The 19,626-nt window shown below is 59.2% G+C and carries 13 protein-coding genes; all 13 read right to left on the bottom strand.

Annotation, left to right across the window (positions count from 1 at the left end; all coding sequences use genetic code 11):
- Window positions 1-17: 17 nt before the first annotated feature.
- Entirely contained in the window at window positions 18-2,594 is a 2,577-nt protein-coding gene (locus tag ACSEXS_RS00480) for a beta-mannosidase (protein WP_438431224.1), read from the bottom strand.
- 39 nt (window positions 2,595-2,633) lie between these two features.
- A complete protein-coding gene (locus ACSEXS_RS00475) occupies window positions 2,634-3,761 on the bottom strand; it encodes an SGNH/GDSL hydrolase family protein (protein ID WP_438431223.1) in 1,128 nt (375 codons plus the stop codon).
- A complete protein-coding gene (locus ACSEXS_RS00470; RefSeq protein ID WP_438431222.1) occupies window positions 3,758-4,807 on the bottom strand; it encodes a glycosyl hydrolase in 1,050 nt (349 codons plus the stop codon). Before ACSEXS_RS00470 ends, ACSEXS_RS00475 begins: the two co-directional genes overlap by 4 nt.
- A 173-nt stretch (window positions 4,808-4,980) precedes the next feature.
- Window positions 4,981-5,979 (bottom strand): carbohydrate ABC transporter permease, encoded by a 999-nt coding sequence (locus ACSEXS_RS00465; protein WP_438431221.1) that lies wholly within the window; start codon window positions 5,977-5,979, stop codon window positions 4,981-4,983.
- Between the two features lie 27 nt (window positions 5,980-6,006).
- A complete protein-coding gene (locus ACSEXS_RS00460; protein WP_438431220.1) occupies window positions 6,007-6,903 on the bottom strand; it encodes a carbohydrate ABC transporter permease in 897 nt (298 codons plus the stop codon).
- Window positions 6,900-9,473 (bottom strand): DUF5696 domain-containing protein, encoded by a 2,574-nt coding sequence (locus tag ACSEXS_RS00455; RefSeq protein ID WP_438431219.1) that lies wholly within the window; start codon window positions 9,471-9,473, stop codon window positions 6,900-6,902. The genes ACSEXS_RS00460 and ACSEXS_RS00455 overlap by 4 nt, the downstream gene beginning before the upstream one ends.
- A 15-nt stretch (window positions 9,474-9,488) precedes the next feature.
- Entirely contained in the window at window positions 9,489-10,109 is a 621-nt protein-coding gene (locus ACSEXS_RS00450; protein WP_438431218.1) for a YIP1 family protein, read from the bottom strand.
- Window positions 10,099-11,547, bottom strand: coding sequence for a gluconolactonase (locus tag ACSEXS_RS00445; RefSeq protein WP_438431217.1), 1,449 nt, complete (start codon window positions 11,545-11,547; stop codon window positions 10,099-10,101). Before ACSEXS_RS00445 ends, ACSEXS_RS00450 begins: the two co-directional genes overlap by 11 nt.
- An 18-nt stretch (window positions 11,548-11,565) precedes the next feature.
- Complete coding sequence (locus ACSEXS_RS00440; protein ID WP_438431216.1) at window positions 11,566-12,438, bottom strand: carbohydrate ABC transporter permease; 873 nt, start codon at window positions 12,436-12,438, stop codon at window positions 11,566-11,568.
- 3 nt (window positions 12,439-12,441) lie between these two features.
- Window positions 12,442-13,314: a carbohydrate ABC transporter permease gene (locus ACSEXS_RS00435; RefSeq protein WP_438433049.1), complete on the bottom strand. Its 873-nt coding sequence runs from the start codon at window positions 13,312-13,314 to the stop codon at window positions 12,442-12,444.
- A 111-nt stretch (window positions 13,315-13,425) separates the two neighbouring features.
- A complete protein-coding gene (locus tag ACSEXS_RS00430) occupies window positions 13,426-16,356 on the bottom strand; it encodes an extracellular solute-binding protein (protein WP_438431215.1) in 2,931 nt (976 codons plus the stop codon).
- Between the two features lie 117 nt (window positions 16,357-16,473).
- A complete protein-coding gene (locus ACSEXS_RS00425; protein WP_438431214.1) occupies window positions 16,474-17,844 on the bottom strand; it encodes an ABC transporter substrate-binding protein in 1,371 nt (456 codons plus the stop codon).
- A gap of 593 nt (window positions 17,845-18,437) precedes the next feature.
- Window positions 18,438-19,469, bottom strand: coding sequence for a LacI family DNA-binding transcriptional regulator (locus ACSEXS_RS00420; RefSeq protein WP_438431213.1), 1,032 nt, complete (start codon window positions 19,467-19,469; stop codon window positions 18,438-18,440).
- Window positions 19,470-19,626 lie beyond the last annotated feature (157 nt).

Below are 19,626 nucleotides of genomic sequence, written 5' to 3'. Positions count from 1 at the left end.
AACGGAGAAGAAGCGGCTTACCCGCGGACCGAGCCTTCCTGAGCCGGCAGGTGAACGAAGTCGGCCATCGAGCGGACCGTGACGGCTCCCGGCTCAGCCGGCAGAAAGGCGACGGAGCCCTCCGGCCGGGCGAGGAACTCGACGGTGTGCGGCACGCCCGGCAGCAGATCGAAGTAGTTGTCCGAGAAGATGCCATCCGCCTCGGCCGTAAGCCAGACCTGCTTCGCGAGCGTATCGGTCGTCAGCGTGAGACGGGCTCCCTTCCCGTCGGCGGTTGCCGAAACCTCAACGCGAAGGTCCGGCTTCTGCAGCGCGAGCGCTTTGGTCCGAGCGAAGTAATGCTCCGTGGTATGAATAAGGGCTCCATCCTCGGCCGCCAGCGATGCCGCCAGCACCGTTTGCGCCGGATCGGCGTCGCCGAGCCACTCGCCGCGGTCGGCAAGCAGCACGGGGGCGGTTCCCCCTCCGGCTACCTGGATCTCGACGTTCTCTTCCTTCAGGCAGCGGCCGGAGAAGTCGATCAGCCGGACCGTCAGCCGCCCGCGGAACTCGACCGGCAGGTCATTCACCGCCGTGAAGCGGACGAGGCCGTCCGTCTCCTCGGCGGAGACCATCACGTCGCGGAAGCTGCGCTTGGCATGATACTGAATGGCTTTCCATTTGCCGTAATAGTCCATGCTGGACCAGGAGGCCACCGGCCAGCAGTCGTTGATCTGCCAGTACAGCGTTCCCATGCAGTACGGCTTGCTGCGGCGGTGCGCCTCAATCGCCATCGCCATCGCATCCGCCTGCAGCACCTGGCTCGCATACAGGAAGGACGGGAAGTCCTTCGGAACGGGCAGGTACTCGTCCATGTATTCCTTGATCAGCGTGTTGCCGCGGCCGTTCTTCTGGTGGGCCAGCATAACCTCGGACTCCAGCTCCATGTCCTTGTCCTCGGCATACCTCTGCACGGAACTCCATTCCGGAAACGACTGGAAGCCGTATTCGCTCATGAAGCGGCCGATCTTGCGGTTGTAGTCCTCGAACGGCTCCTTGCCGTGCCATACTCCCCAGTAATGGATGTCGCCGCCGCCGGCCATGCCCGTTGCGTGCTGCCGCATATCTCCGGTCAGCTCGAACAGCGGCGAGGACGGCCAGTACGCCATACCGGGCATCAGACGCTCCACCGCTTCCGGCAGAATGCGGTGGAAGACGGCTTCATAATCGTTCCAGATCTTGTCCCGCTGCGCTTGCGAGAACGGCTGCTTCCAGCCCCAGCCCGCGTTCTCCTTGAAGTGGGCCCAAGCCGAGTCCATCTCGTTGTTGCCGCACCAGAGAGCAAGGCAGGGGTGATTGCGCAGCCGGACGAGGTTGTCTTCCGCCTCCGCCTTCACGTTCTCCAGGAAAGCCGCGTCGCCGGGGTACATGCTGCAGGCGAACATGAAGTCCTGCCAGACGAGAATGCCGTTCTCGTCGCACAGCTCATAGAAGAGATCATCCTCATAGACCCCGCCGCCCCAGACGCGCAGCATGTTCATGTTCGAGGCCGCCGCCGTGGCGATCTCATGCCGGTAGCGCTCATCCGTAACCGAAGGCAGGAAGCTGTCGTTCGGAATATGGTTGGCTCCCTTGGCGAAGACGGGCTTGCCGTTCAGCTCGATGAAGAAGGACGCGCCGGCCTCGTCCCGCTCCCGGACCAGCCGAACGGAGCGCAGTCCGGTGCGGACGCTCTTCTCGGACGCGGCTCCCCCGGCAAGCTCCAGCTCGGCGCGGAAGGCATGGAGGGTCGCTTCGCCCAGCCCGCGGCACCACCACAGAGCGGGACGGTCGAGCACAAGCGGCAGCTCCAAGCGGGTGAAGCCCGCTTCGACCGCGACCGATTGCTCCCAGGTGCGGCCCACGGCAGACAGCCGCAGCGTTCCCTGAGCGGCCCGTTCCGCCTCGACCGTGACCACGGCCGTGAGCCAAGCCGTCTCGGCCGTCACCTTGTCCTGGCGGATGAACAGATCGGTGATCCGGCAGTCCGACCAAGCCGTGAGCCAGGCGTCCCGCCAGATTCCGCTGGTCACGAAGCGGGGGCCCCAGTCCCAGCCGTAGTGATACGGCGCCTTGCGCGCGAATACGCTGATCTTCTTGTCGCCCAGTCCGCCCAGCTCCGATTGGTCGTTCGCCGCGGGCAGCGCGTAGCCGAGCCGCTCCAGCTTGGGCAGATCCTCCTTGATCGGGGAACGGAAACGCACGAGCAGCGAATTGCCCTGCGGCTTAAGCAGACCGGTCACCTCGGTCTGCCAGAGGCGGAACATGTTGTCCGCCGACAGGATTTTCCGCCCGTTGACGATCACCTCCGCATAGGTATCCAACCCCTCGAAGACCAGCTCCTGGCGGGACTCCTCCAAAAAACCGGCAGGCGCGTCAAAGACGGTTTCGTATTCCCAATCCTTCTTGTCGATCCATTGCAGATTCTTCTCGTTGGTCTCATAGAACGGATCGGGAATGAGTCCGTTCCGCACAAGGTCGGTATGGACGCAGCCCGGGACCTCGGCGGGCATCCATTCCGTCTCGTCCCAGGCCTTGAACCTCCAGCCTGCCAGCTTCTCTACTTTCTTGCTCATGCCATCCTCCGTCTCTCGCTGTTCTCTCTAGGTGCAGCGTCAAGGTAACAAGCCGATCAACCCGAGCCGGAAGTTCGTTCCGGCGCAGTTCGGTCCGCCGCCGTGGACCACTTCGAGCTCGCAGACATGCGAGCCGCTCTCCAGCTCCTCGGCCAATACGCTCAGCCGGAACCAGCCGTCGGGACCGACCCAATCCTCGCGGGTCCGCGTCACCGCGGTCCACTCTCCGCCGTCGATCCGATAGTTGAATTCGGCGGAAGTCTTGCCGAAGTCAAAGCCGAGGGCCAAGCCGCGCCCCTCGAAAGCAAAGGACAGCTTCGCACCGACCGCCGCCGTCTCCAGCACCTGGTCGAGCCAGGGGTAATACAGCCAGCGGCGCAGCGTCCAAGGCCCCTCGGTCTGCACCTCGTTCAGCCCGAGCAGCCGGGCGTTCTGCCAGTTGCGGGGATTCAGCGGATGCTCGAGCGCCCGTTCGCGCCGCTGCTGCCAATCGACAGCGTCCGGGGCTTCCCGCTCGTCCGCCCTTTGCCGTTCCTGCTCCAGGAACCGGATGACGCTCTGTCCGTAGCTCAGGCTGCCGCGGCTTGTCGGATGCAGGCCGTCCGGGAGCCATTCCTCCCAGCGCAGATGGCCTCTGCGGACTTCGTCCAGCGCATTCAGGCCCATCCAGACCGAGCCGATGCCGTAATAATCGGCGATGTCGTCGTACTGCCGGATGATGGCGGGCACTTCGCCGGCCTTCATCGCTTCCTCGTACATGTCCTGGTTGAAGGTATAGACCAGGACGACCTCGCGCTTTCCGTCCGCCAGCAGCTTGCGGACGAGTCCTTCCAGCGTGCGGCCGCGCTTCTCGGCGGGCTCGCCGTAATCGTTGACCGCGAATTCGACGAAGACGAGGTCGCAGCCCTTCGCGATGAGATCGCGGTCGGCCCGGAGCGCCGCCAGGTCGCTGCCGGTGGCGCCGATCGCCGCGTTCTCCACGGCGATTCGCGTGTTCGGGAGCTGCTCGACCAGCCAGGCCGTAACCGGCTCCGGCCAATTGTGGCGCGGACGGCCATCGGTGATCGAGCCGCCGATGAAGCCGACGGTAAGCAGGTCGGCCGCCTTATCCATCAGCAGGCGGCTCAGGGGTTTGCGGTGTTTCCAAATCAGGTCCGGTGAGGTCATCGGCCAGGTTCCTCCGTTTCGGGCAGCCGGTAGGTTTTCAAATCCGGCAGATCTTCTCTTGTTAAGGTATAGGGATGCTCGTAGAGCTTGCGAAGCTGGGCCAGCTCGGTAAACTCCTCGGAGTAGTCGTGCTCCTTCCGCTCGCTTTGCTTGTACACGAACGAGCCGTACCAGGTGCAGCACCAAGCCCACCGGGCGTTTTCGGCCAGCATCCGATCGGGATCGGGCAGGGTGCCGTTTTCGCTCAGCGCAATGATTTTATTCATCGCGGTGAAGGACAGGGCTTCCCGGAAGCGGTCCGCATGGGGCGTGTAATCCCGGGCGGGCGGATAGATATCCACACCGATGATATCCACCGTCTCGTCTCCCGGGTACCAATCCGCCTGTTCGCCGTTCCACACCCAGATCAGGTTATTCAATTGATGATACACCGTAAGCCGCTCGTACAGCAAATGCCACAGAGCAAGGTACGGCTTGGGCCCCTTGGCTCCCCACCAGAACCAGCCGCCGCGGGCTTCGTGGAGCGGGCGCCACAGCACCGGAACTCCGGCGTCCCGCAGCCGCTTCAATTGGACCGCGATGCAGTCGATGTCCCGGATCAAGAGCCGGTACTCCTCGGATTCGGGATGGCTCATGGCGTAGTCCACGTCGAAGGTGGTAGCCTTCGTATAGAAACCCGAGCCCCAGGTCCGGTCGGGCGGCAGGTCGATGAGATCCTTGGGGGCGTTCCAGTGCCAGCAGAAGGTGACGATGCCGCCTTCGTTCCAGTGCCGGATGGCCAGCTCGGTGTCCTCGCAGACCGACCCGCGCTCGACGCGGGAGGGGGAGTAATTCATGAAGTCGAAGCCGCCGACGGCCGGGTACTTGCCCGTCTCCCGGTGCAGAATCTCGAACTCGGGCGTGGACATCACGCCGATCTGCTGGCCGAGCAGCATATGCTTGCCGTACATGTCGCATAAGTAAGCCATTAAGCGCCTAGCGCCTTCATCCGCTTGCGGATTGACTAATCGGGGCTCCACCCGATAGCGGTCCATCGTCTCGTTCATCTCGTCTCACCTTTCTCTTTCCAGCCGATAAATCGGGTTAGCGGCTTAGGTAGGAGCGGCCGGAATCGCACCCGTCGGGCGCGGCTCCGGCCGCTTTTTTCAATCTGAATCGGTTTCTTTGCGTTAGCCGACGACACCCGGCCGCCTTTTCAATCTGAATCGGTTTCTTTGCGTTAGCCGACGACACCCGTCCGCTCCACGCTCTCAACGAAGTGGCGCTGCACGAACAGGTACAGCACGATCAGCGGGATGATCGCCAGCAGGATGCCCGTATCGACAATCAGGGCGACGTAGTTCGGGTCCGCCTTGCCGGAGGTGCCGAGTCCCATGAGGATCGGCAGCTTCTGAGCCGTATCCGCCGGCAGCGATGCGATCTTGAGCGGGAGCAGGTTGCTCTGGCTCATGAACAGCGAGGTGTAGAAGGTATCGTTGTACGTCCAGACGAACGAGAACAGGATGACCGTGATGATCGGCGGGATCGCGTTGGGCAGCATGATCCGGAAGAAGGTCTTGATGCCGCCCGCGCCGTCGATCAGCGCCGCTTCTTCAATTTCCTTCGGCAGCCCCTTGAAGAACTGGCGGAAGATGTAGATGAACAGGCCCGCCTTCAGGCCGTTCGCCGTGACCGAGGTGATGATCGACGGCCAGTAGCTGTTCAGCAGATGAAGCCCGTCCTTGCCGGTAATGGCGTGAATAATTCCCAGGATGTCGAAGCTGCGGAAGTGCAGATACATCGGAACCATCAGCGTGCTCTGCGGCACGAGGATGGTCAGGATGACGAGGACGAACAGGATGTTGCTGCCCGGAAAGCTGAACCGGGCGAAGCCGTACCCCGCGAGCGCCGTGGAGGCGGTGGTCAGCAACATCATTACCCCCACGAACACCAGCGTATTCGCGAGCAGCGGCCAATAATGCAGCAGACTCACAGCCAGCTTCAGGTTATCCAGCGTGAAATGGATCGGAATCATATAGATCGTCGGGTTGTAAATATCCTGCTTGTCTTTCAGGGCGTACGAGATCTTGGTCAGGATCGGGTACAGAATGATGAAGGAAATCCCGATGATCAGGGCGTATCGGAAGATGTACCACAAGACATCGACGCTTTTGTTGCGCAGCTTGTGGGTGTTGAACTTGACCGGTTTTTTTTGAACAGCCTCTGGGACGGTTGCCATCGCGCGTTCCCTCCTTATATCCGGATGTTAGTTTTGATAGAAGACCTTCTTGGAAATGGCGTAGCCGATGATGATCAGCAGAATGCTGACCGCGATCGTATACAGCCAGGACATGGCGGCGCTGAGACCAAAATTCTGGGAAGTGAACGCCGTCGTGTAGATGATCTTCGTCACCGGACTGTCGGCGAAGGAATCGATGATCGTGTAGATGATGTTCGTCAGAATGAGCGGGCTCACCATCGGGAAGGTGATCTTCCAGAAGGTTTCGTACCCGGTCGCCCCCTCCATCTTCGCCACCTCGTACATGGAGGTAGGGACGGATTGCAGCGCGGCGAGGAAGATCAGAATCTGCACGCCGGAGCTGCGGATGATTTCATAGATGCGGCCGACGGCTTCCACCACGTAATCGGTGATGCTGATCGGGAAGCCGGCATGCACCAGAATGTTCACCAGCGCATCGCCGTTGAAGGAAGCGGCCCGACCCATCTCCTGGGCCACCGTGGCGTTCCCGACCAGGTTGATCAGACCGGCCGTCTCCGCCGCGGAGATGGCGCCCGAGGCGAGGATAACCGGCAGGAAGAAGATGGCGCGGGCCAAGGTCCGGCCCGGGAATTTCTGATTGAGCAGCACCGCCGAGAACAAGCTGAAGAACAGGATCAACGGGACGTTGATGAGCATGCTGCCGATGGAGTTCGTCAGGATCCGGTTGAAGTTGGGGTCCACGAACAGGGCGTTATGGAAATTGTCCCAGCCGATGTTATGCAGCGTGAAGCCGGTCGGCTCAATAACCAGCTTGTTGAAGCTGAACCGGATGGATTCCACCAGCGGCTTCAGAAACAGGAAGAGGAAACCGATCAGCCACGGAGAGATGAACAGGATTCCGAGCAGCGAGCGTTTGCGTGTCAGGGTCAGTCTCATTTTCACTTGCTATCACCGCCTACCGCGTAATCGTGAGCGTTCACCTGGACTCCATTCGCCGTTACCGGCGCATCGGTATAGTTCACGAAGATGGACGTTCCGTTATCGTACTTGACTTCGACGACGCCGTCTTGCAGGCGGGTATGCTCGATCATTTTGCTTTGCTGCAGCTTGCCGAGCACCTGATCGGCTTTCTTGTACAGGCCCAGAGCCTGGTCGTACCAATTTTCGTACTTGGACGAGAACGCGTCGTTATAATGGGTCGATTTCAACTCGGACGAATCCTCATAAGACCAGAGGAAGTGCGGCGCCGTACCCAGTTCGATCGCATGGAGCAGCTCCTGGTTCAGATCCTGTTCGTCCGCCAGGTTCATAGCCTGGCCCGAATAGGCGGCGAAGCCGTGGATCACCATCTGGTAGAACGGAACCTCTTCATCCGCCAGATTGAAGGCGCTGGTGGACGTGGGCACGTCGGTAAGGTTCTGGCTGTAGCCCCAAGCGTACGAGTTCGCTCCCGACACCAACAGGTTCGGATAGGATTTCTGAAGCTTGCCGAGCTCGTCGTTCACGATGTTCTTCGCCGTCTCGCGGAAGATGAGCCGGCTGTTCCGGTAGTCGGCGATCAGCGTGCTGCCGAGGTCGCGCAGCGACAGGCCGTCGAGCTTCAGACGACCGTAGGATTTGGTGAAATCCTCCACGAAGGACGGCAGCTTCGCCGGGGACAGCAGATAATAGCTTCCATAATAGTCGTCCATGCGGTTCATGGCCCGATCGTACGGAGACAGCTTGGCGACATCGCGGGTGACGAAGCGGGCTGCGTCGGACGAAGGCGCGAAGCCGCCGTCATCGTGGAACACCTGCTGGAAGGCTACGTCCGGATACAGCTTGCCGCCCATGGCCTCCAGCTTCTCGGCGAGGCGGAGCAGGTCCTTCTTGCCGCCGTTGTCGCCGTCCACCTTCACGCCGGTCGGCGTCTTGTGCTGCACGCCCTTGTTGAACCAGCCGAGGTAACGCATCTGCAGGTCCGAGACGCCGTCCTGCTTGAGCCGGTCGGCAATCTCCCCGGCTTGGTCAAAGGTCGTCATCGATTCGATGGTGTGATAAGGAACGCCGAGGAACGACGTGCGCTTGTCGATGGTGCCGAGAATGTCCAGGTAGAAAGGCAGGCCGTTTTGGGCCTGAAGCGGCTTCAGCTTCTGGTCGGTGACCAGCTTGTTCTGATAGAGCCGCGCCATGCCGGAATAGCTGGCATCCTCGCCTTGAAGGAAGCTGTAGCGGACGGTGATGTCGCCCTTGAACAGCTTGTCGGCAAGCAGGTCGATTTGTTGAATCGTCGCGCCGGTATATAGCTCCAGCTCATCCTCGCCGCGCACCGCGTACGTACTGTAAGCGTGGTTGAAGGAGTTCTGCTTGCCGCTTACGTCGGCGGCGATGCTGGCGAGGCCGTCGCCCTTCTCGATGACGGCAAACCAGGCGGCCGGGCCGTTCTTCAGGCCAAATACCGGCATTCGGGCGCTTTGGATCACTTGGCCGCGGTTGCGGCTGTTGTCGTTGGGATCGTCGCCGTATACCCGCTGCACATACTGCTCTTCCTTGATCTTGCCGTTGTTGAGGTTGATCAGGCTGCCCGTTCCGTCCGGAACGAACATATAGCCGTCCCCTTTCACACCGGCAGCGCCGAAGTAAGGCAGCAGGTCGATGCTGCGGATGCGGTAGCTGGCCGTCTCCTCGACATGGCCCATCGGAATGGTGGCGGTCAGCGAGCCGCCGTCCAGCCGGTATTCCAGCGGGATGACGAACTTCGGCTTGTCGGCGCCTGCCTTGCCGCCTGCTCCGTGGGCCGCATTGTCCTCGGCCAGATCGGCTTCGCTGTAGCCCGCTTTGGTGAAAGCGCCGAGCATCTTATCGAGCACGAGCTGCTTCTTGATCTGTTCGTCCAGCCGCTCCAGCACATTGGGATCGCTTTCGCTCGGATAATAGCGGGCGGAAACGTACTTGGCTAGCGATGCGTCCAGCTTGGACAGCACTTTCTCTTTCAGACGCGCCTTATCGATGTATTTCGGCAGAGCGTCGATGCCGAGCGACATGTCGCCCAGCGTGTAGGTGATGCGCACGCCGTTCTTGATGCCCTCTACTTTGAACTGCTTCTTGCTGATGCTCTGGGTGAAGTTGCCGTAGCTGTCCAGCGCCCCGGTGGTATCCCGGAAGGAGACGCTCAGCTGCGAGGCCAGCATCTCCTTCTCGAAGGCAGAGGCAATCGCGTCGCCGTCCCGGTCCGCCGGATTGCTGTACCAAATCTGGCCGGTCTTCTTATCCCGTACGGCGACCTCCGTCGTCTCGGGATGGAAATACAGGCCCAGGCTGCCGTCTTCGGCGATCAGGTTCATGCCCGGCACACCGGGGGTGGAATCCGGCAGGGCGGCGAGCTCGCCGCCCGCCTCGAGCTGCGAGGAATCCTGCTGATAGTCCGCCGCCGATACGGCGGGGGCTCCATGGTTGTTGAAGTAGAAGATACCGGCGATGACGAGGATGAAGGCACAGGCCAGCACCAGATATCCGATTTTCCGCTTGGTCACAGGGTGCGGCCTCCTTTACGTTCGGAAGATGAGTTCTCGGTACACATTGGCGATGAATTCATAGATCTGCAGCAGCATGCTGAATACCAGCGAGCCGAGGAAGACGATGATGACCATGACGATGAGCGATAGGATCATCGTGAGGATGGTCTTGCTCGCCGTGTATTGGTGCACGGTCATGATGCCTACGAACAGCAGCAGGACGAACCAGATGGCTGCGACCGTATTGAACAGATGGTAGAAGGACGTCTCTTCTTGGGCCATGAAGCGGCTCAGGAAGGTCATCGGGAAGTACACCAGAATGATCGGCACGAGCGCGTACGAGGAGGCCATCACGATTTCCTTGAACTTGCCCTCCCCTTCCATCAGCGTGGTGACCGCCCAATTGGATATGCACCACAGGAAGAACGGGAATACGAAGTAAATCAGCTCGTTCAGGTTGTTCAGCTGGCGCGGGTCGTTGAAATTGACCAGAAATCCGGCGTACTGCTTCTGGACGACGATCGCGAGAAAGGCTAGGAAGATCAGCGTCACGGCGACCCGCAGCTTGCCCTTCTGCTCGTACTTCATATCCCAATAGCCGTCGAACGGATGCACGATCAGATGCAGCGGAAAGGATAGAAAATCACGCTTCATGCCCCGCCCACCTCCTTCGTTTCCATTTCAGCGCGATGCGGAAAATCAAATATGCGGCGATCAGCACGAAGATGACCGTCATGTAGGTTCCGAAATGCTCCTTCAGCACCTCTGTCCGATACCGTTTATAGGCGACGGAGTAGTTTTTGCGGTCCATGCCAAGCTTGAAGTAGCGGATAGCTTCTTTGTTGTCCTTCTCCATCAGCTTCGCTTTGCCGATGCCGATGTAGGCGATGTCGTAGTTGGCGTTCAGCTTCAGCACTTCCTGCCATTTTGCCACCGCTTCGCTGTCGTCGCCTTCATAATGATGGCGGACCGCTTCGTTGACGGTCTTGCCGAAGACGGTCGGCTGGAAGACGACGAGGTTGGCCTTGGCACGGTCGAGCACGACCAGGTTATCGCCCGATTTCTCGATCGCCACCGGCGTCTTGAACGTCCCGAGCTGATTGCCCTTCTCGCCGAAAATATAGAGCAGATCCCCTTCCTCGTTGTAGGTGAAGACCCGCCCTTGGGTCGAGTCGAGCGCCGCGTACATGCCGTCGCCCAGCACCTTGATGTCGATAAACTTCGAGGGACCTACCGACATCCGGTAATAAATATCCCCTCTAACCGGGAAGTAGCCATAACGCTTCAGGACGTCCGCGCCCGAGGGGTTCAGCCGCTTGATCGGCTGATCCGACCCGGGGTCGATGTTCGTGGCGTAGACAAACCCCTTGGCGTCCATATCCAGGTTGGAAAATTCCGTCGGGATGAACAGGGTCATCTGCGCCTTCTGGGCCTTGGTGGACAAGAGCCGCCAGATGTAGTCGCTGTAGTCGCGCCGCACCTTGATGGTGCCGGCATAGCCGAGGAATTCGCCCTTCTCGTCGAACTGCATGATGCCCTCGTAGACCCCTTGGGCGACCACGTAGACGCGCTTTGCCTTATCGACGCTCACCTTGAGCGGCACAAATTTGAAGTCCGCAGCCAGGATATCCGATTTCGGACTCTGGACGAGCTTCACCAGCTTGCCGTTCGGGTCGAGCACGACCACCCGGGCATTGTCGGTATCGGCGATGTAGATGTCGCCGTCCTTGTCGACGAACAGGCCGGACGGGTTCTTGAACGTGTCGGGCTTGCCTGCGTTATCGAAGGATTTGATCTCCTTCACGAACTTGAAGCCCGCGTCAACCGCCACCACGCGGGCGTTGCCGCTGTCGAGGATATAGGTGAGGCCGGTCTCCGTGGTGTACAGGTCCGTCGGCTCGACGAAATCGCCGATGCCGAGATCCTTGCCGGTAACGGCCTTCGCCGGAAGGTACGCCGCCGGGGCCGGGGCCGCATCCATCCAATAGGTGTAATTGTAGCTCTGATAGGGAGCCGATGAAGCTGCTTTTGCCGAGGCCGATCCCGAGAACAGCAGGGAAGCGGCCGCGACGGTGAGAAGCCATTTTTTCATAGCCAACTGCGTTCCCTCCTATTCTTTCATGCCGGAAGTGGCCATCGTCTCGATGATCTGGCTCTGCGAGAAAATGAACAAGGTGATCGGCACGCTCATCAGGATGAGAGCGACGGCCGCTCCCGCTCCCGCACGGGCGATCCCGCCCTGGATGATCTGGTTCGCCGCGAAGTGCAGCGTCTTGAGCTGCTCGCTCTGGATGAAGCCGTTGCCGTCGCTGCCCCAGAGCATCTGGAACAGGAGGATGATCAGCGTCAGCCAGGCCGGTTTGACGTTCGGCATAACGACCGTCCAGAAGATCCGGTATTCGCTCGCCCCGTCGATCTTGGCGGCTTCCAGAATGGCATCGGGAATCTGCTCCATGAACTGCTTCATGAGGTACAGCCCGAGCGAATAGGCGAACGCCGGAACGATGACGGCCCAGTACGTGTCGACCATCCCGAGCCAGGACATGATCATGTAGTTCGGGGTGGCCGTGACGGCCGGAGTAAACATCAGCGAGAGCACGACGACCTGGAACAGGATCGCCTTGCCGGGAAAATGATGCTTCGCCAGCGGATAGGCGGCGGCCGAAGCGAGAATCACGTGGCCGACGATGCCCATGCCGGTGATGAAGACGGTGTTGAAAATGTAGCGCGAGAACGGCACCCACGACTGGCTGAGCAGGTTCACCAGGTCGGAAAAGTTATTGAAGGTGGGGTTGCGCACGAACATCCGCGGCGGGAAGAGGAAAATCTCGTCCAGCGGCTTGAACGCGTTGTTGATCGCGTACACGAGCGGCAGAATCATGAACGAACCGAAGACGAGCAGCAGGAGAAAAAGGGACAAGCTGCCCATGAAGGACCGGTTCACCCGTTTTTTCGGGCGAAGTCTGAGCGACAGGCTGCTCATTCGCTACTCACCTACCTTGCGCAGAAGTTTTTGGACGAGGATGTTGGTTCCTACCATCAGCAGGAACAGCACGGTAGCGATCGCCGACGCATACCCCATCTCAAAGCGGGTCGTGCCGAAGTCGATCAGGTGAGTGACGATTGTCTCCCCGGCATAGTTGATGCTGGGGAAGCCGGCGAGCTGAATCGAGACATCCGCGATGGCAAACGACGACGTGAGCTGGATGACGGCGCCGAACATAAGCTGCGGCCGCATCGACGGCAGGGTGATGTACCACAGCTCCTGCCAGCGGTTCTTTACGCCGTCCACTGCACCGGCTTCGTAGAGCGTCCGGTCGACGGTCTGCAGGCCGGCGATGAAGGTCAGGAAGCCGGTCCCGAGACTGAGCCACAGCTGAACGATGATAATGATCGGCAGAATGTAGCCCTCGGTCTTCAGCCACTGGATCGGCTCGAGGATAAAGCCCCATTTGACCAGGAAGCCGTTCGCGATCCCGTACCGGTCGCCGGAGAAAATCATTAACCAGATGAAGAATACATTGCCCGAAATGGAAGGGGCATAAAAGATCAACGTCATAAGCGCCCGAAGCTTCGGGGACAGCTCGTTGATGATCCAGGCAAACACGAAGCAGGCGATGTAGCTGGCCGGTCCCGTGATCGCGGCGAGCAGCAGCGTGTTCTTGACGGCGATCAGGAAGATGTCGTCCTCCAGGAACAGGCGGGTGTAGTTCTGCCAGCCGACGAACCGGGGAAATTCCAGCATGTTAAAGTAAGTGAAGCTGAGAATAATCGAGATAATGACCGGGAGCACCGTAAAAACCGAGAAGAGAATCATGTACGGCGCCATCAGCGCGTAAGAATGCTTGCTTGCCTTCATTTCCTTGAGCTTCAGGCTCCACCAGGCGCGGGCTCCGAGAGAACGCCGTCGGACGGGCGCGCCGCCCGCGCTGGGTTGAATGCTGGTTGGTTCGGTCACCGGAACCCCTCCTTACGGCGTAATGTTGAATTCTTTCCGCTTGTTGCGGATTTCGTCATTGATGTATTGCACGTAGTCCATCAGTGTTTCCCGGGCTTCCTTGTTGCCGATAACCGTCTTATAGAAGGCGTTGAACAGGTGACGGCCGGTGAAGTAGCCGCCGGGCACTTCGGGAACTCCCCGCACGTACTCGAACTGGGCCTTCAGGTTCTTGTAGTCTTCGATCGGCCACGGCAGCCGGTCGAGCGCCGCGATGTTGGCCGTCGGGTAACGGGCAGCCGCGCCCATGAGCCCTTCCATCTCGCGGCCGAACAGCGTCTGCGCATCCTCGCTGGTCCACCACTTCATGAACTCCCAAGCGGCTTCCTTGTCCTTCGCCTGCTGCAGCATCAGGACGCCGCTGCCGGTCGCCGGCGTCTCGCGGTTGATCGTGCCGTCCTGCTGAACGGTGCCGGGAATCGGCGCGAAGCCCCACAGGCCGCGGATTTCCGGGGCGAAGACGACGAGCTGGTTGTAGATCGTATAGTCGCCGATGCCGATCGGCATCTGACCGGTACGGAAGCGGTTGGCGAAGTCATATTCGCGCTCCAGCTTATAGTCGGTGTAATATTCGGTCCATTGCTTGAACGCTTCGATGCCCACCTTGGAGTCGAGCGCGGACGCCTGGCCGCCTTCGGTGTAGAACTGGCCGCCCTTCTGATACAAGAGGGTGCCAAGCATCGAGTTGGGAACGATGTTGGTGTATTGGTTCGGCGCCTGGGCCACGACGGGCAGGCCGAAGTCCATGTGATTCTTGTTCAGGACGGCAAGGAGATTCGCCACATCGTCCCAGGTCTCGGGAATCTTCATTCCCAGCTCCTGCAGGACGTCCTTGCGGTAGAACAGCATGTTGAAGGTCTGCGTTTCCGGCAGAGCGAAAACTCCGCCTCCGTAGGAATACGGTACCATGGCGCTGTCGCGGAACCGCTTCGACACCTCGGCGAAATCGGAGAACTGGGTAAGGTTGGCCGCCGCGTTGCGCATCGCGTAGTTGACCGGCAGATCGTTGCCGATCTGCATGGCCACATCGGGTCCCTTGCCGGCGAGCGTGGCCGGCAGCAGCGTGCCCATGTTGACCAGCTTGAGGTTGACGCTGATGCCGGTCTTCGGCGTGAACGATTCGTCGATCATCGCCTTCATCGTGTTGGCCTGGTCGCGGCCGCTGCCGATCCAGACGGTGATCGACCGGTTCTCGCTGCCCTTCTCGGCCACGTTGCCGATCTCGTTATAGTCGATAAAGAACGAATACATAAACGTGCTTACTTCGTGCTTGACCTTCGAGAAGAAGCCCATCCCGTTCTTCGGCACCTTCTTGTTCGGAGAGGTCAGGTAGAGACTGTCGAGCTCCAGCGGCATCTCGCGGGCCTGCTGCAGCCAGGTGCCGAGCCCGCCGGCATTGGCCTTGAACGCGGCCAGCCGGCGCGGGATCGTGTCCGGTTTTTCGAGCATCTCGTCGAGCTGCGACTTCATCGTCTTCAACAGCGCATCCTGGTCGCCGGTCTGGCCGGACAGCGCCCGCAGCTTCGAGGCGATTCCGGCCAGACGGTCCCGCTCGGTCTCGAAGACGGTCAGGAGATCGGGAATCTGCTTCTCGAGCTGATAATCGCGCACTTCGTCCGGCGTGGAGCCGGTAATCATCAGAATCTTGCGGTACATGGCGTTCAGGTTCAGCAGGCTGGTCTTGACTTCATCGATCAGCGGCGCAAAATCGCCGAGCGTGGCTTCCAGCCGCAGCACATGCTTGCCTTTCTCCAGCGCGAACAGATAAGGCTCGTCTTTGCCCATCGGATCGAGCCGGTAGCCGCTCTTGTAAGGGAAGGCGACCTTCTTCATCTCTTCGAAGGGAATCTTGCCGTCGATCGTCAGCTTCCGCGTGGCGTAGATCCCGCGGATGAAGTTCTGCTGCGATTTGAACGTCAGGTTATACAGGCCGGTCTCCGGCACATCAATAACCCATTCGATCCATTGGCCCGGCAGGCGCCAGTTGTAGCCGCCGATGGTGTTGATCTTCACCTTGGAGGCGCTGTAGGGACTGACGGCGGAGCTGGCGCGCTCGCTCATCGGATACAGCGTCGGCGAAGACTTGGCGATGGCGCTCTCCGCCGGAATCACCAGCTCGTAGCCGCTCGTTTCCTTCATGCCGTCCGCCTTCGCCCGCTTCAGCGTCTCTTCATACGACAGCGTCTCGGCCGACCGGTACAGCTTGACGTACGAAATCGCCATCGGCTCTCTCGTCGAGACGAGCGACAGCGTGTGCGTTCCTTGTGAAAAATAGAACAAGAACGGTTCCACTTCATACCCGTCGGAATCTTTAAATAGGCCTTCCTGCCAGGCCGGTTTTTCCACCTGACGGGGGCGCAGATCGTTGCCTTGGTTATCCTGCTCGATCGTGTCCTTCTCGTTGTCCCAGATCCGGTCGAACTGCAGGTACTTGGCCTGCTCGAACGGCGTCGTTCCGTCGATCAAGAGCGAACGCTCGATAGTCGAGCTTTTTCCTTCCACGGGGTAATAGAGGGCGGATATGTTATAAAGACCGGCTTCCTCCACTTGGAAGGTCCATTCCGCCGTACCCGTCTCCCCGGTATAGAGAGAGGTGCCCGCCTGGCCCTCATAATTTTCCATTGTCTTAAAGTCGGATCCTTCGACCTTGCTGGTCTCGCTCGCTTCAAGCACAATTTCCCGTTCCGGTCTCGCTGCGTCGCTGTGCTGCTTCAAATAATCCTGGTACGAGGTTTCGGTCGAAGCCGCTGCCGGTTCATCGGCATTCGCGACTTGCGTCGCCGGCGCTTCATTCGATGAATCCGCATAAAGAAGCTGCCCGCTGGAAGGCAGCGCAAGCGCCAGTGCCAATCCGGCGACCAGCACTTTCTTCGATAAATGGGCAAGCCGCTGTTTCCCGATCACTGTTTGTCCCCCTCACTTAAACCGCGCTGTTCCCGCAGCAGGAGTGAATTTTGCCGGGCGTGGAATCACAATGGGGAAGTCTCCTCGACATCCCCATTGTGGTCATACCCTTGGTTTTTATTGACCCAGCTTGTCGATGGCAGCCTGAGCCTGCTGTTTGTACTTCTCTGCGGTAGCGGTTACAGAAGCGTTCTTCACGATGATGTCTTCCAGGAAGGCGTAGGTCGGATAGTTCGTGTAGGAATCATCCAGCGTGATCATGCCCGTTCCGGAGATGTGCTCGCGGATCATATCGATGTCTTCCTGATGCTTGAAGATGCCTTCCAGGTAATCCTGCCCCGGGTATTCTTCCGTGGGCGGAATGTCGAACGTTTCTTCATAGGCGCGGTAGACGATGTCGGCATCCTTAACGCCCTTCGGAATGAACTTCGCGGCTGCGGCGGTGTTGGCATAGGTGAGCTCCTTCGAGCCCGACGCTCCCAGCGGGAACGGCACGATGCCGTAATCGAACTTCACGTCGCCGAGGTTCCATTCGTAGGAGGTGAACATCGCTACGTCGCCGTCTTTGAAGGTGTTGGTTTCGTTCCAGTCCATCTTGTTGCCGGTCTTGACCTTGACGACTTTGTCCACATTGTACAGCTTGTTGACGAATTCGGCCGCTGCGATCGTCTTGGCGTCGGACAGGCCTTCCTTCTTGTTCGTGGAGTCAACGACCATACCGCCGTTGGCTGCCGTCAAGTGCTTCAGCAGATCAACCGACCAGCCGGCGAAGCCGTAAACGTCCGTCTTGCCGTCGTTGTTGGTGTCCTTCGTGGCCTGCTTGGCGAGTTCCAGGAACTTGTCCCAGTTCCATTCGCCCTTGTTGTACAGCTCCTGCGGATCGGCAAGGCCGAGCTTCTTGAACAGGTCGCGGTTGTAGCCCAGACCGGTCGAGGTCGTAACCGGATTGTCGAAGGCATATTCGCCGCCGGCAATGGCCGGGTATTTCATCTGCTGGTCCTGGGTGGTGTTGATGTTCTCGTCCGGAGTCGTGAACTCGCTCAAGGGGAGCAGTTGGCCCTTCTGGATAGCGGGAAGAGCGGATTTGTATTCCATCTGCACGATGTCGGCGAAGGGAGCGCCCGCCAGTACCGTCGTGGTGAATTTGTTCATGTATTGATCAAACGGAACGTTGACGAACTCGAATTTGCAGTTGTACTTCTTTTCCACTTCGGCGATCTTGGCCAGACGGGCTTTTTCTCCGGCCGTGTTGCCGGCCGGCTTCAGGTCCCACCAAGCGGATACCTTGATCACGCGTCCGCCGAGGTCCGGAGCAGCCGTCGGAGCGGCCGAAGCCGAAGGAGCGGCCGAAGCGCTTTCACTGGGGCTGGCAGCGTTTTCAGAAGGGGATGCACTGGGCGAAGCGGCATCCTTGCCTCCGCCGCCGCAGGCGGACAGAGAAAGCATCATGCCTGCAAGCATGATTGTAAGCACTTTCATCTTTTTCATTGATAAACCTCCCATAATAATGTGGAATGAGACTGTGAAGCATGACCCCAATTGCGTAACGACAGGCGCAAGCAACCGGCGTAAAAACAAAACCAACAAGCACGACTCTTTGTTATGACGTTTGTTTTGTTTTACATAAAAAATAATAACATCATCACTTTATCCCGTCAATATTGATTTATTAACTTTTATCTTTTTTATGACTGTTAGTGCGAAAGAAAGCGTTATCCAAAACAAATAGTTTTTCCTATGGGCAATATATTCGCCATATATTTGCAATTTTATCGAATTAATCCGCTTCCATTGGAAATGATCCCTTAGCGAGCCTTTTTGCCTTCTTCCCAGCCAACTCTTGGAAACCTAACAAACATAAAACCCGATTCTCTTTCCTTAGCCAATTGCGTTTCTCTATTCCTTTTCCTATCCACAGCCCTCGCCATAGCCGCTTTGTCGATCTCTCCCGTTCCGTTCTCCGTCCTCCCGACCTCTCTCCCTAACCGAAGCCGTTGCCCGGTTGGCCGTACCCTTGGTCCGCTGACAGCAAAAAAACAGACCCGCCGAAGGGCGAGTCTGGTGGGCTGGTGAGGGACCGGTTAGGAGACCGATTCCCGAACCAGGGCATACGCTTCGCGGACAAAGACGTCCGCTTGAATCAAAAGCTTCTCGTAAGCGGTGCTGCGGTTTTGAATCCGCCAAAGCAGCAGATCCACCGCCCGCCTGCCGAGCAGCTCTTCGTTGACGTTCACGGTCGCGAGGATCGGCTGATCGTCGCAGGTGTTGTCGAAGCCCGTGACGGCAATGCGTCCCGGGACGTCGATTCCTACCCGCCGCAGCGCTTCCATCGCGTACATAGCCGTTGAGTCGTTGACGCAGACCAGCACCTCGGGGAGCGGATGGCCCTGCAGGATGACGGACAGCGTCTCGTGAATCATCTCCATGTCCAGGCTGATGAGCCCGGGAATCTGCTCCTGGGGCAGGTGGAACTCCTCGAGCGTGGCGCGGTAAGCGATCCACCGCTCGTAATAGCTCTGGGCATCGCGGATGTTGCCCACGAACTGAAAGGATTTGTAGCCCTTGCTGATCAGCTTGACCATCAGTTCCTTCATGGAGGCCAGGTTGTCGGTAAACACCATGTCGCAGTGGAAGGCGGGGTCCAGATGGTCGACCATCACAACCGGAATATTCAGCCGCTTGATGTCGAGGAGAATCGGCGTGGAGATGGAACCGACCGTCACGATGCCTTGGATCGCCTCCGGGTTGAGCAGCGTAAACAGGTGGTCTCCCGAAGGCTCGGTGAGCGTGAGGATGTCGCGGCCCATCTGGTTCAGCCGCGTCGAGATTCCGTCGAAGAGCGGTCCCCAATAAAGCGAATCCATGTTTTGGTACCGGATGTTGGGGAACAGCACCAGAATGGTTCCGGCTCCTCCGCCCGCCTCCGGCTGCTTTCGCTCCGACTCGAGCGGGAGCGGCTGAGCCTTGAAATACCCGAGCTGGCCGGCAGCCCGCAGAATCATCTCCCGGGTCTGGCTGCTCACTCCCGATTTGCCGGACAGGGCGCGGGAAACGGCAAACTTGGACACGCCCGTCAGATCGGCAATTTGCTGAATGGTTACTTTGCCTCGCATCTCCATCATCCTATTTATGCCCGATTTTCGATCCGCCGAACTTGTTCCGTCGCCTCGCCCTAAAGAATAAAACAAAGTTCGTCTTATTGTTATTCTACAACATAACGTTATGCACTTAAACTGGTGGTTCATCCGAATTTGATTGGCGGCGGCTCCA

The organism is Gorillibacterium terrae, from assembly GCF_051594785.1.
GTDB lineage: Bacteria > Bacillota > Bacilli > Paenibacillales > NBRC-103111 > Gorillibacterium.
This window is presented reverse-complemented; position numbering and strand designations above follow the sequence as displayed.